The 21,451-nt window shown below is 58.4% G+C and carries 21 protein-coding genes and 1 pseudogene; 13 read left to right on the top strand and 9 right to left on the bottom strand.

Going from position 1 to position 21,451, the window contains the following annotated elements; translation table 11 throughout:
• From dgcA to Q3V30_RS00985, 9 genes and pseudogenes are all read left to right on the top strand, one after another.
• Positions 1-966, top strand: coding sequence for an N-acetyl-D-Glu racemase DgcA (gene dgcA / locus Q3V30_RS00945; protein WP_306209602.1), 966 nt, complete (start codon positions 1-3; stop codon positions 964-966).
• A gap of 21 nt (positions 967-987) precedes the next feature.
• Positions 988-2,853 carry an ABC transporter ATP-binding protein gene (locus Q3V30_RS00950; RefSeq protein WP_306209604.1) on the top strand — a complete coding sequence of 622 codons (1,866 nt, stop codon included), beginning with the start codon at positions 988-990 and terminating at the stop codon, positions 2,851-2,853.
• 33 nt (positions 2,854-2,886) lie between these two features.
• On the top strand, positions 2,887-4,428 hold the full coding sequence (locus Q3V30_RS00955) for a glutathione ABC transporter substrate-binding protein (RefSeq protein ID WP_306209606.1): 1,542 nt from the start codon (positions 2,887-2,889) through the stop codon (positions 4,426-4,428).
• Between the two features lie 64 nt (positions 4,429-4,492).
• Positions 4,493-5,425, top strand: a complete 933-nt coding sequence (locus Q3V30_RS00960) for an ABC transporter permease (protein ID WP_306209608.1) — start codon at positions 4,493-4,495, stop codon at positions 5,423-5,425.
• Positions 5,422-6,321: an ABC transporter permease subunit gene (locus tag Q3V30_RS00965; RefSeq protein ID WP_306209610.1), complete on the top strand. Its 900-nt coding sequence runs from the start codon at positions 5,422-5,424 to the stop codon at positions 6,319-6,321. The genes Q3V30_RS00960 and Q3V30_RS00965 overlap by 4 nt, the downstream gene beginning before the upstream one ends.
• A gap of 4 nt (positions 6,322-6,325) precedes the next feature.
• Entirely contained in the window at positions 6,326-7,390 is a 1,065-nt protein-coding gene (locus Q3V30_RS00970; protein WP_306209612.1) for a DmpA family aminopeptidase, read from the top strand.
• 94 nt (positions 7,391-7,484) lie between these two features.
• Positions 7,485-8,306, top strand: a complete 822-nt coding sequence (locus tag Q3V30_RS00975; protein WP_306209613.1) for a M55 family metallopeptidase — start codon at positions 7,485-7,487, stop codon at positions 8,304-8,306.
• Positions 8,307-8,397: 91 nt separating this feature from the next.
• Positions 8,398-8,707 (top strand): annotated as a pseudogene (locus Q3V30_RS00980) (type II toxin-antitoxin system HigB family toxin).
• Complete coding sequence (locus tag Q3V30_RS00985) at positions 8,704-9,165, top strand: helix-turn-helix domain-containing protein (protein WP_306209615.1); 462 nt, start codon at positions 8,704-8,706, stop codon at positions 9,163-9,165. Before Q3V30_RS00980 ends, Q3V30_RS00985 begins: the two are co-directional and overlap by 4 nt.
• Here Q3V30_RS00985 and Q3V30_RS00990 read toward each other — a convergent pair.
• The 6 genes from Q3V30_RS00990 to Q3V30_RS01015 form a co-directional block, all read right to left on the bottom strand.
• Entirely contained in the window at positions 9,128-10,630 is a 1,503-nt protein-coding gene (locus Q3V30_RS00990; protein ID WP_306209617.1) for a serine hydrolase domain-containing protein, read from the bottom strand. The genes Q3V30_RS00985 and Q3V30_RS00990 overlap by 38 nt on opposite strands.
• A complete protein-coding gene (locus Q3V30_RS00995) occupies positions 10,627-11,367 on the bottom strand; it encodes an ABC transporter ATP-binding protein (protein ID WP_306209619.1) in 741 nt (246 codons plus the stop codon). Before Q3V30_RS00995 ends, Q3V30_RS00990 begins: the two co-directional genes overlap by 4 nt.
• Positions 11,368-11,454: 87 nt before the next feature.
• On the bottom strand, positions 11,455-12,285 hold the full coding sequence (locus Q3V30_RS01000; RefSeq protein ID WP_306209621.1) for an ABC transporter ATP-binding protein: 831 nt from the start codon (positions 12,283-12,285) through the stop codon (positions 11,455-11,457).
• Positions 12,286-13,185 (bottom strand): ABC transporter permease, encoded by a 900-nt coding sequence (locus tag Q3V30_RS01005; RefSeq protein ID WP_306209623.1) that lies wholly within the window; start codon positions 13,183-13,185, stop codon positions 12,286-12,288.
• Positions 13,182-14,192, bottom strand: a complete 1,011-nt coding sequence (locus Q3V30_RS01010) for an ABC transporter permease (RefSeq protein ID WP_306209625.1) — start codon at positions 14,190-14,192, stop codon at positions 13,182-13,184. The genes Q3V30_RS01005 and Q3V30_RS01010 overlap by 4 nt, the downstream gene beginning before the upstream one ends.
• Entirely contained in the window at positions 14,192-15,787 is a 1,596-nt protein-coding gene (locus Q3V30_RS01015; RefSeq protein ID WP_306209627.1) for an ABC transporter substrate-binding protein, read from the bottom strand. Before Q3V30_RS01015 ends, Q3V30_RS01010 begins: the two co-directional genes overlap by 1 nt.
• A gap of 193 nt (positions 15,788-15,980) precedes the next feature.
• Here Q3V30_RS01015 and Q3V30_RS01020 point away from each other — a divergent pair, with 193 nt between their 5' ends.
• Complete coding sequence (locus Q3V30_RS01020; protein ID WP_306209629.1) at positions 15,981-17,072, top strand: dipeptidase; 1,092 nt, start codon at positions 15,981-15,983, stop codon at positions 17,070-17,072.
• Positions 17,073-17,074: 2 nt separating this feature from the next.
• On the top strand, positions 17,075-17,998 hold the full coding sequence (locus Q3V30_RS01025; protein ID WP_306209631.1) for a LysR family transcriptional regulator: 924 nt from the start codon (positions 17,075-17,077) through the stop codon (positions 17,996-17,998).
• Positions 17,999-18,026: 28 nt separating this feature from the next.
• Here the strand turns inward: Q3V30_RS01025 and Q3V30_RS01030 are convergent, their stop codons facing one another.
• Positions 18,027-18,305 (bottom strand): helix-turn-helix domain-containing protein, encoded by a 279-nt coding sequence (locus tag Q3V30_RS01030; RefSeq protein WP_306209633.1) that lies wholly within the window; start codon positions 18,303-18,305, stop codon positions 18,027-18,029.
• Positions 18,295-18,615, bottom strand: coding sequence for a type II toxin-antitoxin system RelE/ParE family toxin (locus tag Q3V30_RS01035; RefSeq protein ID WP_306209635.1), 321 nt, complete (start codon positions 18,613-18,615; stop codon positions 18,295-18,297). Before Q3V30_RS01035 ends, Q3V30_RS01030 begins: the two co-directional genes overlap by 11 nt.
• Positions 18,616-18,798: 183 nt before the next feature.
• On the opposite strand from Q3V30_RS01035, the gene Q3V30_RS01040 reads away from it, so the two are divergent.
• On the top strand, positions 18,799-19,194 hold the full coding sequence (locus Q3V30_RS01040; protein ID WP_306209637.1) for a polyketide cyclase: 396 nt from the start codon (positions 18,799-18,801) through the stop codon (positions 19,192-19,194).
• 103 nt (positions 19,195-19,297) lie between these two features.
• Here the strand turns inward: Q3V30_RS01040 and Q3V30_RS01045 are convergent, their stop codons facing one another.
• Positions 19,298-20,320 (bottom strand): zinc-binding alcohol dehydrogenase family protein, encoded by a 1,023-nt coding sequence (locus Q3V30_RS01045; protein WP_306209639.1) that lies wholly within the window; start codon positions 20,318-20,320, stop codon positions 19,298-19,300.
• A gap of 135 nt (positions 20,321-20,455) precedes the next feature.
• On the opposite strand from Q3V30_RS01045, the gene Q3V30_RS01050 reads away from it, so the two are divergent.
• A complete protein-coding gene (locus tag Q3V30_RS01050; protein ID WP_306209641.1) occupies positions 20,456-21,361 on the top strand; it encodes a GntR family transcriptional regulator in 906 nt (301 codons plus the stop codon).
• Positions 21,362-21,451: the final 90 nt, after the last annotated feature.

The raw sequence follows: 21,451 nt of genomic DNA on the forward strand, positions 1-21,451 counted from the left end.
ATGCGCCGTATGCAGGTTGAGGTCGTGGAGCTGCCGCTGGCCCGCCCGTTCGCTATTGCCCGCGGGACCCGCACGGCGGTGACCGTGGTCCGTGTCACGCTGGAGCAGCAGGGCTTTATCGGGCGCGGTGAATGCACGCCGACGGCGCATTATCACGAAAGCGCTGAAAGCGTGACCGCGCAGCTGGCCGCCGTGCAGGAGGAGGTGGAGAACGGCTTAACGCTTTCTGAACTGCAATCCCGTCTGCTGCCAGGATCGGCCCGCAACGCGCTGGACTGCGCGCTGTGGCGGCTTGAGGCGGCGCTGAACAGGCAAACCCTGTGGCAACGGCTGAATGCGCAGCCGCCCGCCACGGTGATCACCGCGGAAACGCTGAGCCTGGAGAGCACCGAAAATATGGCTGCTGCCGCGGCAGATGCCGTTTCCCGCGGGGCTATCCTGCTGAAAATCAAACTGAACCGCGAGCTGATTCTGGAAAAAGTGGCGGCGATCCGTGCCGCGGCGCCCGGCGTCACGCTGATTATTGATGCTAATGAAGCCTGGAGCGGGCTGGATCTCGGCAGCCTGTTCGCGGCGCTGACGCACTACAACATCGCGATGATCGAGCAGCCTTTGCCTGCCGGTAAAGATGCTGATTTGCAGCGCTTTGACCATCCGATCCCGGTCTGTGCGGATGAGAGTTGCCATCACGCCGGGGATATCGCCGGGCTGCGCAATCGTTACGAGATGATCAACATCAAGCTCGATAAATGCGGCGGCCTGACCGAAGCGCTGGCGATGGTGGAAGAGGCAAAGCGGCATAAGCTGCGGCTGATGGTGGGCTGCATGCTGGGCTCATCGCTGGCGATGGAGGCCGCGCTGCCGGTGGCCGTTGCGGCAGAACACGTTGATCTCGACGGGCCAATCTGGCTCGCGGCGGACAGCTCCCCCTATCTCTCTTACAACCAGGGTCGCATCTGGCTCTGAGCCAGGGCCACCGGAGTCACGATGACGGAACGCATGCAACCAGACCTCACCGGATCCGGCACCCCTTCTCCTGTGTTACGGGTGGAGGATCTCAGCGTCAGCTTTAGCGGGCGCTCCGGGAAAAATCTTGCCCTGAAAGGCGTCTCGTTCACCCTCAACAAAGGCGAAATCGTCGCGGTGGTGGGCGAAAGCGGCTCCGGCAAATCCGTCACCTCGCTGGCGGTGATGGGGCTGCTGGCACCCTCGGCGACCATTGAGCGCGGTGCCATTCATTTCAGCCCGCGCAGCGGTGCCAGCCACCCTCTGCTGACCATGAGCATGGAGGAGCGACGCAAGCTGCGCGGCCGCGATATGGCGATGATTTTTCAGGAGCCGATGACCTCCCTGAATCCGGTATTAAAGGTGGGCGATCAGCTCACGGAAGCCCTTAAGGATCATCAGCTCTGCGACAGCAAAACCGCTGACGCAAAAGCCCGCGAGCTGCTGCGTAAAGTGCGCATTGCCGATGTCGATCGGGTGATGAAAAGCCATCCGCATTCGCTCTCCGGCGGGATGCGTCAGCGCGTGATGATCGCCCAGGCGCTGGCCTGCGATCCGCAGCTGCTGATTGCTGACGAACCCACCACCGCGTTGGACGTCACCGTGCAGGCGCGCATTCTGCAAATTCTCCGTGACCTGCAGCAGCAAAGCGATATGGCGGTGCTGTTTATCACCCATGACATGGGCGTGGTGGCGGAAATTGCCGATCGCGTGGTGGTGATGTATCGCGGTGAAGTGGTGGAGCAGGGCAGCGTGGAGCAGATTTTTGCTGCGCCCGAGCACAGCTATACCAAAGCGCTGCTGGCGGCTGTTCCGCGCCTCGGCGATATGAAAGCGAGCCGCTGGCCGCAGCGTTTCCCGCTGCTGGGCGAGGAGCAGGATGAAGATCAGGGCGTGCAGATCACCGCGCGCTATGAAGAGAAACCGCTGCTGGACGTGCGCGGACTCAAGGTTTATTACCCGGTGCGCAGCGGCCTGTTTTCAGCGCTTACCCATCGGGTGCATGCGGTAGAGCAGATCGATTTCAGCGTCTGGCCTGGCGAAACGCTGGCGATTGTGGGCGAAAGCGGCTGTGGCAAATCCACTACCGGCCGGGCGCTGCTGCGGCTGGTCGCCAGCGAATCGGAAAGCATCCACTTTCGCGGCGAGGAGGTGAGCGTGCTGAAAGAGGCGGCGTTCCATGCGCTGCGTCGGGAAATTCAGATGGTATTTCAGGATCCCTACGCCTCGCTGAATCCCCGCCTGACGGTGGGCTTCACCATCGCGGAGCCGCTGCTGCTGCATGGTCTGGTAAAGTCGCTGGAGGCGGCCACGCCGCAGGTGCAGGCGCTGCTGAAAAGCGTCGGCCTGCTGCCGGAACATGCCCGTCGCTATCCGCATGAGTTCTCCGGCGGGCAGCGTCAGCGTATCGCTATCGCCCGGGCGATGGCGCTCCAGCCAAAGGTGATTATTGCCGATGAGGCGGTCTCCGCGCTGGACGTCTCGATTCAGGCTCAGGTGGTTAACCTGATGATGGATCTGCAAAAAGAGACCGGCGTTGCCTGGATATTTATCTCGCATGATATGGCGGTGGTGGAGCGCATTGCTAACCGCGTGGCGGTGATGTACCTCGGACAGATTGTGGAGATCGGCCCGCGCCATGCGGTCTTCACCAACCCACAACATCCCTATACCCGTCGCCTGCTGGCGTCCGTGCCGGTGGCCGATCCTGCCCGCCGCACCGCACGTGAGCTGGATGACAGTGAAATTCCCTCACCGCTGCGTAAGGCAGGGGAGGAAGTGACAAAACTTCGTTACCGTCAGGTTGCCCCGCATCACTGGGTAGCCGAGGGGGACATGCACCGTTAGCGAGTATTTCAATTCCTCATCTGGAGAGAAACCATGAAGCCGTTTTTACGTCGTTCTGCCGTCGCCCTTGGGCTCTCATTGTGCCTGACGGGCATCGCTCAGGCTCAGGACCTGCGCATTTCCGCCTATGTTGATATCACCGGCCTGGATCCGCACGACACCTCTGACAACGCCAGCTATTCGGTGCAGGCCGGTATCTTTGAGCGTCTGTTCCAGTTCGACAGCAAGATGAAGCTGGTACCCTGGCTGGCAACCGATTACAGCAGCAATGAGGATGCCACTGAATTCACCCTGAACCTGCGTCAGGGCGTGACCTTCCAGGACGGCACGCCGTTTGATGCACAAGCGGTAAAAGCTAACCTCGACAGGCTGGCGGATCAGACCAAAGGCCTGAAGCGTAACAGCCTCTACAAAATGATTAAAACGGTGACCGTGGTCTCGCCAACGCAGGTAAAAGTTACGCTGAACCAGTCGTTTGGCGCTTTTATCAATACCCTGGCGCACCCCTCGGCGGTGATGTGGAGCCCGGCTATTCTGAAACAGTACCCGGAAGAGGCGCAGCTGCGTCTGCATCCTGTCGGCACCGGTCCGTTTACATTTGTCAGCTGGCAGCCAGGCAAAGAGGTCAAACTCAGCAAGTTTGCCGGCTACTGGCAGAAAGGGTGGCCGAAAGTGGATAACGTTTATATCTCGCCAAGCCCGGAAGATTCCACCCGCGTGGCGGCGCTGAAATCGGGTCAGGTGGACGCCATTTATCCTCTGCCTTCCGATCTGATCAAAACGGTGGAGAGCGACAGCAAGCTGGCGGTACAGCGCGATGAGAGTATTTATCTCTACTACATGGCGATTAATACTCAGCATAAATCGCTGGCCGATGTGCGCGTGCGTCAGGCGATCAACTACGCCATCAACCGCGATATCTGGCTGAAAGTGGCCTATGCGGGAATGGGGAAACCGGCCACCTCTGCGATCCCACCTGCGGTACAGTTCTACGCCAGACAGAGCGAGCCGGACTACAGCTATAACCCTGAGAAAGCCAAAGCGCTGCTGAAAGAGGCGGGTTTTGCCAATGGCCTGGACCTCAAGCTGTGGGTAACCAACGCCACTGCCAGCGTCCGCGCGGCGCAGTTCCTCAAGCAACAACTGGGGGCGGTGGGGATCCGCGTGACGGTCACACCGATGGATTCCGGCGCGCGTAACGCCAAACTGTGGGGCGTGAAGGATCCGAAGCAGGCCGAATTCGACCTCTATTACGGCGGCTGGTCAACTTCAACCGGGGATGCTGACTGGGCGCTGCGTCCGCTGTTCGCTACCGAGTCCTGGGTGCCGACCTCCTATAACGTCTCCTACTACAGCAACCCGGAGGCGGATAAAGCTATCGCCGCCGCGCTGCAAACGGCCGATCCCGCTAAACGCGCTGCGGCCTATGCTGAGGCACAGAAAATCATCTGGAAAGATGCGCCTGTGGCCTTCCTTGGTTCGCCAGATAACCTGGTCGGCAAGAAAAAGAACCTGACCGGCGTGTCGATGCTGGCGGACGGATCGTTCCTGTTCGATCAGGCTGAGTTTAAATAATCCTCTGAGGCGGGAGCGATCCCGCCTTTGCTGCCAGGCACCCGAATTTACCAGGAAATCGCCTATGTTTACCTATCTTGTCCGACGTTTGCTGGAAATGATCCCGGTGCTGCTGGTGGTCTCTCTGTTGGTGTTCGGTTTTATCAAATTACTGCCGGGCGACCCGGCACGCATTTACGCAGGCCCCGATGCGCCGATTGAAGCGGTCGAGGCGGCAAGGCAGCATCTGGGGCTGAATGACCCGCTGCAGCAGCAGTACCTTCACTGGCTGGGTGGCCTGATGCAGGGCGATTTGGGCGTGACTTACCGCACCCAACAGCCGGTGACAGAAGTGATCGCCCAGGGCTTTATGCCAACGATGTGGCTGGCGCTGGCAGGCTTTGCCTGGTCGGTACTGCTGGGGCTGATTATCGGCGTGGTTTCCGCGCTGAAGCGTGGCAGGTGGCAGGACTGGACGCTGATGAGCCTGGCGGTAGGGGGCATCTCCATGCCGCCTTTCTGGCTGGGGCTGCTGCTGATCCAGTTTGTGGCGATGCCTTTTGGCCTGTTCTCGGTCAGCGGGTTTAATCAGCCCAGCGATATCATCCTGCCCGCCCTGACGCTGGGTTCTTCCGTCGCGGCGGTGATGGCGCGCTTCACCCGCTCGGCGTTTCTGGAAGTGGCTCAGGAAGATTATGTGCGCACCGCTAAGGCCAAAGGTCTGCGCAACCGGCTGGTGACATGGAAGCACGTAATGCGCAACGCGCTGATCCCGGTGATCACCATGCTGGGTTTGCAGTTCGGTTTCCTGCTGGGAGGATCGATCGTGGTGGAAAGTGTCTTCAGCTGGCCCGGTCTGGGCTGGCTGCTGATCGAGTCGATCAAATCTCAGGACCAGCCGGTGATCCAGGCGCTGGTGATGCTGTTTGTGTTTGAATTTATTGTTATTAACCTGCTGGTGGACCTGCTCTATGCGGTGGTGAATCCGGCCATTCGTCTGCGTCAGGAGCCTGCATGAAGCCTACCACTGAAGCGGCCACTGCGCAGAACGTGCTGCAGAACAGCACGCTCCGCTCGCCGTGGCACGATTTTATACAAAACCTGATCCGCAACCCGCTGGCGCTGGTCTCCGGCGGCTTTATTCTGCTGCTGGTTATTGTGGCGATCTTCGCCCCATGGCTGGCGCCCTGGGACCCGATGGCACCCGACTGGATGGCGCTCTCCGCGCCGCCCTCTGCCGCACACTGGATGGGCACCGACGACCTTGGGCGTGACGTGCTGAGCCGCATTATCTATGGCGCACGTATCTCGCTCTATGTCGGCGTGCTTTCTGTCACCGCAGGCATGGTGGTGGGCATCGTGCTGGGGCTGCTGGCGGGCTACTATGGTCGCTGGGTCGATATGCTGATTATGCGCGGCTCCGACGTCCTGTTTGCCTTTCCCGGCATGCTGCTGGCGATTGCGGTGGTAGCAATATTAGGGCCGGGATTAAATAACGTGATCGTCGCCGTGGCGGTATTCAGCGTGCCGGTTTTTGCCCGTATTGTGCGGGCCTCCACGCTCTCGCTGAAGCAGGCTGCCTATGTGGAGGCGGTGCGCTGCGCCGGCGCGCCGGACCGGGTTATTTTGATCCGCCATATCCTGCCGGGCACCCTCTCCAACGTCATCGTCTATTTCACCATGCGTATCGGTACCAGCATTCTTACCGCCGCCGGACTGAGCTTTATCGGCCTGGGGCCAGAGCCGGACGTGCCGGAGTGGGGCAATATTCTGGCGATGAGCCGCAGTATGATGATGGCCGGAGAGTGGCACGTCAGCGTCTTCCCGGGCCTGGCCATTTTTGTCACGGTGCTGGCGTTTAACCTGCTGGGTGACGCGCTGCGCGATACCTTAGATCCCAAACTGAAAGGGTAGAAAGATGGATTATCGTCAGGCGGCGCTTGAGCTGTTACTGCAACGCTGGCGCCAGACGCGTCAGTTGGGCAATCCGCGCACTACCCGTGGTGCCACCGACAGCCTGAGCGACGTGCCGGGCGTGCGGGTCGGGCACTTCACGCTGGATGAGGGCGAACGGCAGAGCGGCGTCACCGCTATTGTGCCGCCGGGCGAGGATCTGTTTACGCGGCCGCTCCCCTGCGGCACAGCGGTGCTGAACGGCTTCGCCAAACCGGTGGGGCTGGTGCAGGTGGAGGAGCTTGGCGTACTGCAAACGCCGATCCTGCTCAGCAATACGCTGGCCGTGGGGACGCTGTTTACCACGCTGGTGCGGCAGGCGATTGCGCAGAATCCCGAACTGGGTCGTTCTTTGCCTACGGTTAATCCGCTGGCGCTGGAGTGCAACGACGGCTGGCTGAATGATATTCAGGCGCTGGCCATCACTGAGAGCATGGCGCAGCAGGCGCTGGCGACAGCCACGGCAGATTTTGCCCGCGGCAGCGTGGGGGCAGGGCGCGGTATGAGCTGCTTTGGCATGAAGGGTGGCATTGGCACCGCCTCACGGGTTATTCCTTCACTGAACGCCACGCTGGGGGTGCTGGTGCTGGCTAATTTTGGCGTGCTCTCTGCCCTGACGCTGGATGGCGTGCGCGTAGGGGAGGCGATAGAACCGCTGCTGCCGGAGCTGACGCCGCAGCGCGATGCCGGCTCCATCATCATTATTATGGCGACCGATGCGCCGCTGGATGCCCGGCAGCTGAAACGCATTGCCAGACGTGCCGGAGCCGGACTGGGTAGGCTGGGAAGCTACTGGGGACATGGCTCCGGCGATATTGCCGTAGCCTTTTCCACCACCGCCTTCCCGCAGCCGCCAGAGGATACGGCTCTTGAACCGCTGCTGATGGCCGCTGCCGATGCCACCGAGCATGCGGTGCTGGATGCGCTGCTCAGTGCGGAGACGGTGACTGGCTTTCGTGGACATCACCGTCCTGCCCTGAGCGATCTTCTGGATCGGCTGGCGTCAGAAGCGGGGCATCTTCAGCAATAACGGCTGGCCCTGTCAGGCGGCCACTTAACTTAACCAGTCTCTCTATTTTCAACTCTTTAGCAGGGCGGAAAGAGAGGCGACCAGGAATTCTGTGATGAAAATCTTTATTTCGGCTGATATTGAAGGCATTGCGGGCGTCATGCGTCCTGAACAGTGCAACCCGGGCCATGCGGAATATCAGCTGGCACGCGGTCTGATGGAGCAGGAGGTAAACGCCGCCATCGACGGCGCATTTGCTGGCGGAGCAACAGCAGTGGTGGTGGCAGACAGCCATGCGCAGATGACCAATTTACGGGCGGAGAATATCGACCCGCGGGCGCGTCTGGTGCAGGGAAAGCCGCGCGGGCTGTCGATGGTGGAAGGGCTGCAGCAGCAGGCTTATGACGGCATGATGTTTGTGGGCTATCACAGCGCTGCAGGCGAGTCCGGCGTGCTGGCGCACACCATCAACGGCCGGGCGTTTTACCGGGTGAAGATCAACGGTGAAGTGATGGGCGAAAGTGATATCTACGCCGCCGCTGGCGCAGAACAGGGTTCTCCGCTCTGGCTGGTGACCGGAGATGATGAGTTACAGCGGTGGATTGGCAGCCATTATCCCTCGGTGGACTACGTGTGCGTGAAGCGCGCTATTTCGCAAACCTGTGCCGAATCCCTCAGTCCGCAAGCCGCCCGCGAGGCCATCCGCCAGTCGGCGGAGAATGCGGTGAAGCGCGCACGCAAAGTCGCCACCACACGTCTTCAGGCCCCCTACACGCTGGAGCTGATGGTGGCAAAACCGGTACTGGGCGATCTCTTCTGCCTGATCCCCGGCGTTCAACGGCAGGATGCGATTACGGTAAGCTATACCGCGCCCACTATGGCAACTATCGTCAGCCTGTTAAGCGCCTTTTCTTATCTTGCTTCGACGCAGAACTGAGTAATTTAACGCTCACTTTATAGTGTTCACATATTGTGAACTTAAACTGTCAGGCATATATTTACCCGATAACTGACGCAAAGAGGGACTTATGCGAGTCATTTCAAGGAAGCCATTTGACCAGGCAGCGCGGCAATACCCTAATGATGCGCGCTCTGGATGACACTTACCGTGTGCTGCACACAGAAGAATTCATTACGCCAGAAGCTCTTAAAGCCAGGTTTTGTTCTTTAGATCGTTTTAAATATCGAAAAAAATGGTGGGTACTGGACGTTGGGGGGAACAATTTGAGGATCATCACTTACATCAAATTTGAGACACAAAACGTTTTTATCAAACACATAGTGACGCACAAAGAATATGACAGATTGACCGAGTATGACCGGAGGAATCCAGAATGAGAGCAGTTGAAGCGACAACTTTGCAGCAGGCAATTAATGCAACAGAAACTTTAGTTAATGCAGTGCCTATGCTTGGTCCTCATCCCACCTCAAAGGATTATAAAGAAGCGCTGGCACTTGTGGAGCTCCTCATTGATCATCACGATGAGAGTCCACTTATTGATCTGCTGACCAGAAAAATTGCAGATTATGAAGATGCTGCACCTGAACTTGCTGAATTCAATGCCCGCATTGCTGCGCTTCCGCGTGACCTGGCGATGCTTCGTACCCTTATGGAACAGTATGGTCTTAATCAGAGTAGCTTTTCCCGGGAAATTGGCTCCCGTTCCCTGGTCAGCATGATTTTGAAGGGACAGCGTTCACTGACGCTCGATCATATGCGGGCTTTGTCAGCCCGTTTTAATATCCCGGTATCGGCTTTTATTGACGCCAGTACTTCACCACCCGGCTGCGATTAAGCAGTAACTTCAGGCTTTCGCCCTCAACCTGCACGGCAAAGCGTTTCTGCCAGGGGCCATCCTGCGCGGTGGCTAACAGGCGGCCTTTGCCGAGTGAGACCAGCGTGGCGGTGATGGCGGCGGGGCCGATGCCCATTACCATATTTTCCCCGTCTATCACCAGCTCGCTGCGCATCTCCGGCACACTCCAGCGCCCCTGAATAGCGGCCAGCGTGGCGCTTTCCGGCGCTACCGGAACAAACCGTCTGGCGGCCAGGCCAATTTCGCCGTGGATGGTGCCGCCTTCCTGTCTCAGCCGAACCGGGAAGGTACTGGAAAGAGAGATCGCCTCGCCAGGCTGTTCGCCGCGGTAAAGGTTTTCAGCCGCGCCCAGCCAGGTGATGCTGCTGGCGTTCACCTCCAGCCAGTCGCTGCCCGCCTCAGCAACATAGAGCCCCGGCGTCAGCTCGTGGCCGCGTTCCGGCAGAGTCTGATCCTGTAACGCTGCCATCACTGCCAGCGCCGTATCGAAACTCGCCACATCCTCGCGATTTGCCACTAAAGCCAGCCCCACTTTTTGCTGTGGGTCGAGCAGGAAATAGCTTTTATAACCGGCATGGGAGCCGCCGTGGCCCACCAGCTTCACGTTGCCCACGGAGGAATGTGCAATGCCCAGCCCGTAGCCGCTCGGCCGGCCATCTGCCAGATAGCGGGTCGCCATCAGCCGGTTTAAAATCGTCTCTTCACTCAGCAGATACTGCAGCCATTTACTGAGGTCATTCACGCTGCCGGTAACGGAGCCGGAAGCGGAAAGGTGCAGCCCGGCGCTGGCCAGCAGCCACTGGTTGTTCTGCTGCCAGTAGCCAGGCACCAGCCCTGGCACCACATCAAACCAGCTCTCCGGCGCGGTAAAATGGGTTCCCAGCGGCTGGTTGATCTGCTCATCAAGCAGGTCCGCCAGCAGCACGCCTTTGGCTTTCAGCGCCTCTTCCACCAGCCGGTAGCCGGTATTGGAATAGGAGACCTCGCTGCCCGGCGGATAGCTGAGGTCGCCCATCTCCGCCAGGAAAGCCAGCAAGGCAGCGGCGCTGGTGGCGTTATAGACCGAGAGCCCAAGCAGAGAGAGCGTTTCACGCACGTCCGGCAGGCCGGAAGTCATATCGAGCGCGCGGCCCACGCTGACCTGGCCATTTTCGCCGGTCAGCTGCGGCAGATGATCGGCCAGCCGATCTTCCAGCCCGATATGCTGGCTGGCTGCGCCCGTAACCAGCGAGGCGAAGATATGTTTGGTTACCGAGGCATAACGCACCACGGTATCACCATCAAAGGCACTATTTTGTGCCAGGTCGGCCAGCCCGCCCGCGCTGAGGCTGCGCAGGTTCTCAGCATCGAACAGCGCAATGGCTCCGCCCGGCGCGCCAGGTTTCCCCCAGCCTGCGGCAATGTTGTCGGCGACTTTTTGCGCCTGCTGCCAGTTCAGCGTCATGCCGGTTCCTCCAGCGTCATGCTTAAATCAAAGAGTTCCGCCGTGTGCGGATGGTGAATGCGCCTGGCGCGAAGATCGTCAGCGCTGAGCTGCTCGACCATTTCGCCCTGCTGCATGACGCCAATCTGCGCACAGAGGTGGGTCACCACCGCCAGATTATGCGTCACCATAATGTAGGTGAGCTTGCGCTCTTCCCGCAAATCGCTGAGCAAATTCAGGATCTCCGCCTGAACCGAGACGTCCAGCGCGGAGGTGGGTTCATCCAGCAGCAGCACTTCTGGCTCCGCTATCAGTGCACGGGCAATGGCAACGCGCTGGCGCTGGCCGCCCGAAAGCTGATGAGGGAAACGGAAGCGGACGCCCGCAGGCAGGCCCACTTCGGCCAGCGCCTGCGCAATGCGTTGTTCCGCGCGGTCAAAGCGATGGATCAGCAGCGGCTCATGCAAAATGCGGTCGATGGTCTGCCGCGGATGCAGCGACCCGTAAGGGTCCTGAAACACCATCTGCACCTGGCGGAAGAAGCTGCGTCCACGGCGTGCAGAGAGCGCCATTCCGCCAAACTTGATCTCACCGGCCCAGGCATTATTCAGACCGGCCAGCGCGCGAAGAATGGTGGACTTGCCGGAGCCGCTCTCTCCCACGATGCCAAAACTGGCGCCGTTAGCCACAGTAAAGGAGACCCCTTTCACCACTTCCTGAGCGCCAAAGGCGATGCGTAAATCTGCTACTTCAATCACAATAAACCTCGCTGGGCGCTGCATTTCGCCGGAAATCTGGAGCCTGGAGAGAGGCAGAAGTGCCGATCGGGTTGCAAGAGCAGGCACTCATTCTTCTCTCCATGACGCCTGCCGCTGCATCACCGGCAGGCGGTCGCGCGGATGACGAAGGGAGGGGAGGCAGGCCAGCAGGCCCCGGGTGTAAGGATGCTGTGCCTGCTGCAACTCTCCAGCCTGCAGCATCTCGACAATACGTCCGCCATACATCACCGCCACGCGATCGCAGAAATGGGAAACCAGCGGCAGATCGTGGCTGATCAGGATCAGCCCCATGCCGCGCTGCGAAACCAGATCGTCAATCAGGCGCAGGATCTCCGCCTGCACGGTGGCATCCAGCGCACTGGTTGGCTCATCGGCGATCAGCAGTTCCGGATCCGGCGCCAGCATCATGGCGATCATCACGCGCTGCCCCATGCCGCCAGACACCTCATGCGGATAGCGTTTCGCCACCAGTTTCGGGTCGCGGATTTTAACCTGTGCCAGCAGTTCAATAGCGGCTTGCATCGCTTCACGCTTGCTGCCGCCCTTGTGCTCGCGCCAGGCTTCAGCGATCTGCTGACCGATAGTCATCACCGGGTTCAGCGAATATTTCGGGTCCTGCAGAATAAAGCCAACGCGCTTGCCGCGCACCTGACGCAGTGTTTTTTCGCTTGCGCCGCGCAGGTCAATCCCGTCAAAGCTCAGCTTATCGGCAGTAATTTTTGCGCTGCCAGGCAGCAGCTGCATCAGGCTGCGGGCGGTCAGGGATTTCCCCGATCCGCTCTCCCCCACGATAGCGAACTTCTCTTTGCCCACGCTGAATGAAACGCCGCGTACCGCTTCAAAGGTCTCTGCACCGCTGGTGAAGCTGATGCGTAAATTCTCTATCTCTACCAGCATTTACTTCTCCTTGGGATCCAGCACGTCGCGCAGGCCGTCGCCGAGGAAATTAAACGCCAGCGAGGTGAGAAAAATGGCGATGCAGGGCATCAGCGGCACCCACCATTCGCTGAACAGGAAGCGGCGCGCAGTGGCGATCATCGTTCCCCATTCCGGCGAGGGTGGCTGTGCGCCCATGCCAAGAAAGCCCAGGCTGGCAGCGGTAATGATGATGGAGCTCATGTCCAGCGTGACCCGCACAATCAGGCTCGGCACGCAGAGCGGCATCACGTGGCGCAGGATCACGCGCAGCGGTGAGGCGCCGCTCAGACGGCTGGCCGCAATGAAATCGCTGTGGCGAAACTGTAGCGTTTCGGCACGCGCCAGACGCGCGTAGGGCGGCCATGCGGTGAGCGCAATCGCCAGAATCGCGCTCTCCACGCCCGGCTTCAGCGCCGCCACAAAGGCCAGCGCCAGGATCAGCCGGGGAAAGGCCAGGAAGATATCGGTGAGGCGCATCAACGCCTTGTCCAGCAGGCCGCCAGCATAACCTGCGATACAGCCGGTCAGCAGGCCAATCGGCGCGGTGATCAGCACCACGGCAATCACCATGCCCAGCGTGGTTCTGCCGCCGAAAAGAATACGCGTCCAGATATCGCGGCCCAGCTCATCGGTGCCCAGCCAGTGCTGAGCCGAAGGGCGGGCGAGGCGGTTAGCCAGATCCTGAAAACCGGGATCGTAAGGGGTGAGCAGGGGAGCTGCGAGCGACAGCAGCAGCATCAGCAGTACCACTACCAGCCCGCTCATTGCCAGCGGATGGCGTTTCAGCCCCAGCCAGAGACGGTAGCGGCGACCCCACACTGCCTGACGGCGGGTGGAGGGCGTCTCGTCAAGCAGCCAGGCTCTTGTCAGATTGGTCATTTTACGCGTGGGTCCCAAAGTCGGTAGAGAATATCGGCGCAGAGGTTAAGCAGCACATAGACCGTGCCCACCAGCAGGGTGGCGCCTACTACCGGGTTCATATCCGCATTCATCAGTGAAGTGGTCAGATACTGCCCAAGGCCTGGCCAGGAGAAGACGTTCTCCGTCACCACTGCGCCTTCCAGCAGCCCGGCGTAGGTCAGCGCCAGTACGGTCACTAACTGCACTGCAACGGTCGGAAAAGCGTGACGCCAGATCACCCTGCGGGAAGAGAGTCCTTTAGCGCGGGCAGTAGTAACAAACTCCCCGCTCAGCGCATTCAGCATAAAGGTGCGGGTCATACGGGTGATGTAAGCCATGCTGAACCAGGCCAGGATCAGCACCGGCTGTGCCATATGCGCCAGCGCATCCCGTAAGGCGTCATAATCTCCCGCCAGCAGGGAATCCACCGTCAGCAGCCCGGTGACCTGTGGCACCATATCCTGATAGATGATGTCCTGCCGCCCGGGACCGGGCGCGATGCCCAGCACGGCGTAGAACAGCAGCAGGCTCAGCAGCGCCAGCACAAAGACTGGCAAAGAGTGCCCCGCCAGACAGATCACGCGGATGATCTGATCAATCCATTTCCCCTGGCGCACGGCTGCCCAGACGCCAAGCGGAATGCCGACGATCGCCGCAATAATAATTGCTGCGGTAGCCAGCTCCAGCGTGGCAGGAAAGAAGCGGGCGATATCCTGGCTGACCGGGTTAGAGGTTAAAACGGAGCGGCCAAAATCGCCGTGAACAATCTGCGTGAGATAGTGCCAGAACTGAATGTATAAGGGCTGATCCAGCCCCATCTCCTGACGAACGCGCTCGACCACGGCCTGGGGAGCATTGTCCCCCACCGCCGCCAGTACCGGATCGGTCGGCATAACCCGACCGATAAAGAACGTTAACACCGACAGACCAAACAGCGTCAGCAGCAGGCTTCCCAGCGTGCTGACAATTCGTTTTAACCACGACATCAGGCTTTTTTCACCTGCTCGTAAGGGTTGTCATTCAGCACGCTAATCTTCATACCCGTGACGTTTTTTGTGCTGGCATAGGTGGTGACGGACTGGAACATCATAATAAAGGGGCTTTTTTCACGGTGCTCTTGCTGAATTTTTTCATACTGAGCGATGCGTTTTGCTGCATCCGTTTCATGCAGCGCCGCAACGGTCATCTTATTAAAGGCTTCATCAGACCAGCCGCAACGCCAGGCCAGCGTCCGGTTACGGGCGTTGGTGGTGTTATCGGTATTTACGCAGAACGCTTCGGTATTGGAGTTGGGATCGAAATAGTCCGCGCCCCAGGAGGTAATAGCCAGCTGATGCTGACGCGCACGCATTTTAGTCAGAACCTGACGGTTTTCAGAGGCGATCAGCGACGCCCTGATACCCACTTCGGCCAGCTGGGTCTGAATAGCCTGAGCAATATCCGGGAAAGGCTGGGCAGAGTAGTGATCGAGCGTGATTTCAAATCCGTCGGCATAACCCGCTTCCGCCAGCAGCGCCTTCGCTTTTGCCACATCTTTTTTGAAGGGATTATCGTTTAACGCCGCAGGGAAACCGGCTGGCAGGAAGCTCTGATGCACTTTATGTGTCAACGGAATGATATTTTTCTGAATGCTGTCGTAATCAATCGCCCACTTCAGTGCCTGCCAGACCTGCGGTTTGGCCAGATGTTCGTTGGTGGTGTTGCAGGACATCAGCGTCAGCGTGCCCACTTCCTGGCCCACAACATGGAAATTGTTATCGCCCTGCAGCGGTTTCAGCTGCTCGGTGGTCAGGTTACGGGCAATATCCACGTCCCCCTTTTGCAGCATCAGCAGCTGCGCCGACGGGTCGATGATATGTTTGGCGATTACGCGTTTAATGATGCTTTTGGAAGGATGCTGCTCGTTTTTCTCCAGAATCACGCTTTCGCTCGCTTTCCAGGCGCGCAGCGTAAACGGCCCGCTCCCGGCGCTGTGCTGTTTGATCCAGGCATTTCCCTGGTCATCACCTGTCTGATTCGCCAGCGCGGTTTTCTTCTGCACGATGCTGCCAACCGGAGCAGAGAGGCAGTAAAGCAGGAAAGTTTCGGCGGCGGGTTCGCTCAGGTTCAGCACCAGCGTATGGGCATCTTTCGCCACAATCATCTGGTCGACATTCTCTTTGGTGAAGCCGAACTGGTTGATGATAAAGGCCGGGCTTTTATCCAGCTTTACCACGCGTTGTAAGGAGAACGCCGCATCTTCCGCCGTCAGCGGGCTGCCGTCAAAAAATTTTACTGACGGATCCAGATGGAAGGTGAAGATTTTACCGTCGCTGCTGACTTCCCAGCTTTTTGCCAGTTCACCCATTACTTCATCGGGCTTGTCAGGGTTGGGCATCACCAGGCGCTGATAGAGGTTACCGCAGATTTCAGAGCCGATAGCTTCAAAGCTTTCGGCCGGGTCGAGACTGGTCATGTTATCAAGCTGCATCGCCATCACCAGCATGGTGGGGGGCGTGGCGGCGAAGGCGTTGTTCAGTGAGAGGTAAGAAAGAAAGGGAACCGCACTGCATCCTGCAAGAAAACGTCTTCTGGTAACCATGATATCTCCAAGATATTGAAATAAAAGAATAAATTAGCTATTTCTTCTCTGTTTTGCCTTGACAGCGACCCAGGGTGTCGGGTAGTACTGAAAGCAGAAGTTTTTTTGCTGCGCGAGCGGCCTGCCCTCTGCTGGTGCGCTCTGCGTCAGCATGAAGCACCGCCATAACCCTGAACTGAGAGCGGAATTCCCCATGCAATCACTGCGTCCTGATGCTGTTTCCCTGCCCGTCTTTGACGGCCATAACGATCTTCTGATGCGCCTGTGGCTCTCCCATCAGGATGACCCCGCATCCGCTTTTCTTAACGGCCCTGCGGCAGGGCAGATGGATCTGCCCAGAGTGCGTCAGGGAGGCTTTGCCGGGGGGCTGTTCGCGGCTTATGTGCCTTCGGCTGGATCTGCTGCAAGAAACGCGCCAGCTGTGAAAAAAAACCGTGCCGTGCCGGGCTATGAGGAAATTGAACCCACGCCGTGCCGGGAAGAGGCGCTGGAGATCACCCTGTCGATGATCGCCACGCTGCTGCGCATTGAGCAGCAGTCCGCTGGCGCAGCACGTATTTGCCGGACGGCGGCAGATATCCGTCAGTGCATGCGAGAGGGTGCAATAGCGATGGTGATGCACATTGAAGGAGCAGAAGCGCTGGATGAAGATCTGGCGCTGCTGGATGTGCTGTACGCCGCCGGTTTACGCACGCTGGGTCCGCTCTGGAGCCGGCCAAATATCTTCGGCGATGGCGTTCCTTTCCGCTTTCCCTCCTCTCCGGATATCGGCAACGGCCTGACGGAGGCGGGTTTGCGTCTGATTCGCGCCTGTAATGCCAAGCGCATCATGATCGATCTCTCGCATATGGATGAGAAAGGCTTCTGGCAGACGGCGGAAATCAGCAACGCGCCGCTGGTGGCGAGCCATTCCAATGCCCATGCGTTATGCCCGCAGTCGCGCAATCTTACTGACCGTCAGCTTGCCGCTATCCGCGAAACCCACGGCTTTGTTGGCGTGAATTTCGGCACCAGCTTCCTGCGCAGCGACGGCAAAAAAGCGGCGGACGCCACGGTGCTGGAGATCGTGCGCCATGTGGACTATCTCATTGAAAAAGTCGGCGAAGATAACGTCGGCTTTGGATCGGACTTTGATGGCACCACGCTGCCGCCCGATATAAAAGATGTGGCGGGCTTACCCCTGCTGGTTTCCGCGCTACGCGAGCGGGGCTACAGCCACTCTCTGCTGGAAAAGGTCTGCTACGGCAACTGGCTACGCGTGCTGGAAGCCACCTGGGGTGAATAATCATGCGGCTGCGGCATATTGAAGTTTTTCAGGCGATTATCGATACCGGCAGCATCAGCGGGGCGGCCAGGCAGCTTAACGTTTCGCAGCCCAACGTCAGCCGGGTGCTGGGGCATGCCGAGCAGCAGCTGGGCTTCACGCTGTTTGAGCGCCGCAGCCAGGGAATGATCCCAACGCTGGAAGCCCAGCGGCTGATGCCGGAAATCCGTGAGCTGTACGGTCGGCTGCAGGCCATCAGCAACCTGACCGAGAGGCTGCGACGGGGGGAAGGGCAAACGGTGCGGGTGGGCGCGGCTCACGCCTTCGGCCAGATGATTCTGGCACCGGCCATGGTGGAGTACCGGCGGCAAAATGGTCTGGTGAACGTCGATCTGGTGACGGAACACTTCAGTACGCTGTGCCAGAATTTACTGGAGGATCGGCTCGATTTCGCCCTGGTGTTTGGTCAGCAGGTGCCGGCTGAGCTGGTGGCGGAGCCGCTGTTTCACTCTTCAATGGTGGCGCTGTTGCCGCTGGGAATGGAGGCGGATTCGCCCGTTACGCTGGAGTGGTTATGCCAGAATAATTTGCTGATGATGCAGAAAGAGGATCCGCTGGGCCATGTGCTGCACCGCGCCCTGCGGGACAAGGCGTTGCAGCCTGCCAGTTTGCTCTCGATTAAAACCTATTCGGTTATCGCAGATATGGTGCTGGCGGGCGGCGGCGTAGGGGTTGTCGATCTCTTTACCGGCAGGCGCTACGCCGGGCAGGTCAGGGTGCTCCCCATCGCGCAGCCGCTGCCGTTCGAAGTGATGCTGATTGGCCGACGCGATCGGCCTCAGTCGCAGTCCACGCTGCAGCTGAAGCAGGTTATCCGCACCAGGCTCTGGGAGCTTGCGCGGCAATCCCATTATCTTCAGGAACAAATGCCGCCAGACGTTTTGTAAAATGCCGCAATGCTGGCAGCAGATCGCCTCAAAAATAGAGCGTGGCGTTGCTGATGCCGCAGGCTTTAGCGTAGCGGGCCAGCGTCTCCAGACTGGCAGAGGTGATATTTTTTTCCATTCTGGAGATCGTCGGCGGCTTAATCCCCATGCGTTCAGCTACCTGCGCGCTGGTCAGGCCTGCATGAGCTTTCCACTCAACCAGCAATTTCTGCAGCCGCTCTTTTCTCTCTTCCGCTTCCCACGCCGCACGGTACTCGGGATCTTCCATTAATTCATTATGAATCTGAGAGTGTGTTTTAAATTTCACGTTTCATCTCCTCCAGTCTTCGCAAGGCCAGGCTCATTTCTGACAAAGGTGTTTTAGTTGTTTTCTTAATGAAAATCCTTAAAAGAAAAATAACGCTGCCGGTTTGGTAAACCCATAACCCCCGGGCAATATCATTTCCCATAGTTCTGATTTCATAAAGCCCATTGCCCAAAAACTTTGTATGAGGCTCTCGCAACAAACGGGGATTATTTTCAAGCCTCTCAATAAGCTTGTCCATTTTGATTCTGACAGGAATGGGCAAAGATTTTAATTCTGCTTCCGCATCATTATGATAAATGACCTCAAACATGCGCTTCTCCTCCCTGGAAAAGCTGATGTTAGCCTTAACGCTAATGTCGGTCAACTATTAACCACTTTGTTTATGCCCTTTTTCTAAGTTCTGTGGCAGTTAACAGTTTCGCCTGCCGCTGCTTTGCAACCCCCTCCACCGGTGGTTAAATCGACTGTCGTTTATCAATATGCAGGAGGAGCTGTGCTGCCATCGCAAACCGTTGCCCGGACGATCCCTCGTAACTGGGTGGACCTTTACGAGACTATCTGGAAACCTGACTACTTCCCGAAATGGGCTTCCGGCCTCAGTCACTCTTCACTGGTGCAGGAAAGTACCCACTGGAAAGCAAGCGGGCCGGACGGAGTAGTGAAAATCCGCTTTACCGCGCACAACCCCTTTGGCGTGATGGATCACTACGTGGATACGGGGTTTGGCAAAGAGGTCTATGTCCCGATGCGCGTGATGGCGAATCAGGAGGGAGCGCAGGTGCTGATTACCGTGTTTCGTCAGCCGCTGATGTCGGATGAAAAGTTTGCCGAAGATGTGGCGTGGGTGACGCGGGATCTGGAGAACTTACACTCGCTCTTAACAAGCTGATACCAGGTTCTTTTCCCGCCTTTAAGCGGAAAGAGCGCTCTGCTCACTCCTCTCCTTTTCTGGGGGAAGAGTGAGCAGTCTGATGATTTTGGCTTCCTGCCCGTTAAAAATGGATCACGCCTTTGATCAGCTCACGGTTATTGATCACTTCAGATTCAAAACGATCCGCCAGATCGACAAACGCAAAACGTTGATTCAGCATCATGCCGGCACTGATTTTCCCCGCCGCCATTAACTGTGCCACTTTTTCAAAATCCTGCTGCGTGGCGTTGCGGCTTCCCATCAGCGTGGTCTCCTTTTTATGGAACTCCGTATCGGGGATCTGGATGTCGCCTTTATGTAAGCCCACGAACACAATGCTGCCACCGTGGGCGATAAGCGACACGGTATTGTTCATCGCCGTTGGGTTGCCGGTGGCATCGATCACTTTGCCCGGCAGCCGGCCCGAAAACTGCGCCCGCAGCTGCTGCTCAAAATCGCTGGCAGCGGCGTCCAGCGCGGGCAGAGCCAGGTTTTGCGCGACATGCTCACGACGAAATGCGCTGGTGTCGGCAACCACCACCCGTGCGCCTGCCGCGTTAGCAATGGCCGCCACCCCCAGCCCGATGGGGCCTGCGCCCACCACCAGTACGCTTTCGTCTGGCTGCACGGCTGCCCGGCGGACGGCATGGGCGCTGATAGCGAAGGGTTCAATCAGTGCGGCAGCTTCCGCATCAACGCCGGTAACGTCCAGCAGGTTACTCACCGGCACGCTCAGGTAGTCGCAAAAACCGCCATCCTGATGCACGCCGATGACCGAGATTTTTTCGCAGCAGTTGGTTTTACCGCTTTCGCACGCAGCACAGGTGCCGCAGGAGAGATAAGGGATTACCGAGACGCTCTGGCCCACGCGGAAGCGCTCCGCACCGGCGCCCAGCGCAACCACTTCACCACACAGCTCGTGACCGAGAACGCGGGGATAGCTAAAAAAGGGCTGGTTGCCTGCCCAGGCGTGGATATCGGTGCCGCAAATACCGGCGGTCACAATTTTCAACAGGGCTTCACCGGCGGCAGGCTCTGGTCTGGCGCGCTGCTGGTAAGCCATCTCTTTCGGCTGCTGGCACACCAGCGTAGTCATCATGGTCATGAGTTTTCTCCAATGTCTGGCCTGAGTTATGGAATAAAACCCTGCGCCTTTGCAGCCCGGGCCGCTGAATTTGTGACTGACCGCGCCTTTGTCGGGCCTGAATTGGTTTTTAATAGATAAAAATCAGGAGAAGCCATGAGCCGCACGCAAAATCTTCGCCATAACGTGGTGAATCAGATGCTGGAGGGCATCAGCAGTAACCATATCCGCTCTCCGCTGCCGCCGCAGGCCGCGCTGGCGGAGATGTTTAACGTCAGTCGCACCACCGTCCGCCACACGCTGGCGCATCTGCACGAGCGCGGCGTGCTGGATAAGGTGGATGAACAATATGTGATTGTCCGCCGCCCCGCCCAGGAGGATGGCTTTGACGCCGTAAGTCCCTCTCTGGACGACCAGGCCCGCGAGTTTGAACAGGCTTTCTTTCAGATGATCAACCAGAAGACGCTGTGCGCCGGAGAAAGCTTCTCCGAGCTGCAGCTGGCGCAGCAGGTTGGCGTCAGCCCGGTAGTGGTGCGGGAATTTCTGCTGCGCTTCAGCCGCTACAATCTGATTGAGAGCGTTCGTCGCGGGCACTGGCTGATGAAAAAGTTCGATCGCCGCTATGCGGAGAAGCTTTTCGAGCTACGTGAGATGCTGGAAACGCACGCCCTGAACCGGTTTCTTAATCTGCCAGCCAGCGATGAGCGCTGGATTAAAGCCCGCGATCTGCTCAGCCGTCATCGTGAGATGCGCGACACCATCGCCAGCAATTACCGGATGTTTGCGCAGCTGGACCGGGAAATGCATCAGCTGATCCTCTCCGCCGCCGATAACCCCTTTATCGACCAGTCGCTGGAGATTATCTCGGTGATTTTTCACTCGCATTATCAGTGGGATGAGAGTGATTTAAAGCAGCGCAATATCGTCGCGCTGGAGGAGCATATGGCGATTCTCACCGCCATTATCAGCCGCAATGATGTGGAAGCCAGCTGTGAACTGCATCGTCATCTCACCACCGCCAAGCAGTCGATGATCCGCTCTATCCGGCAATACAGTGACTGAGATCGCGCTTTTGCGCGCCTCTGGCGATAAAGAACCAATAAAAACCAGTAAAGCCTAATCTGAAGCACGGAACCGCAACATGATTACCTC

Source organism: Erwinia pyri (genome assembly GCF_030758455.1).
In the GTDB taxonomy this organism is placed as follows: Bacteria; Pseudomonadota; Gammaproteobacteria; order Enterobacterales; family Enterobacteriaceae; genus Erwinia; species Erwinia pyri.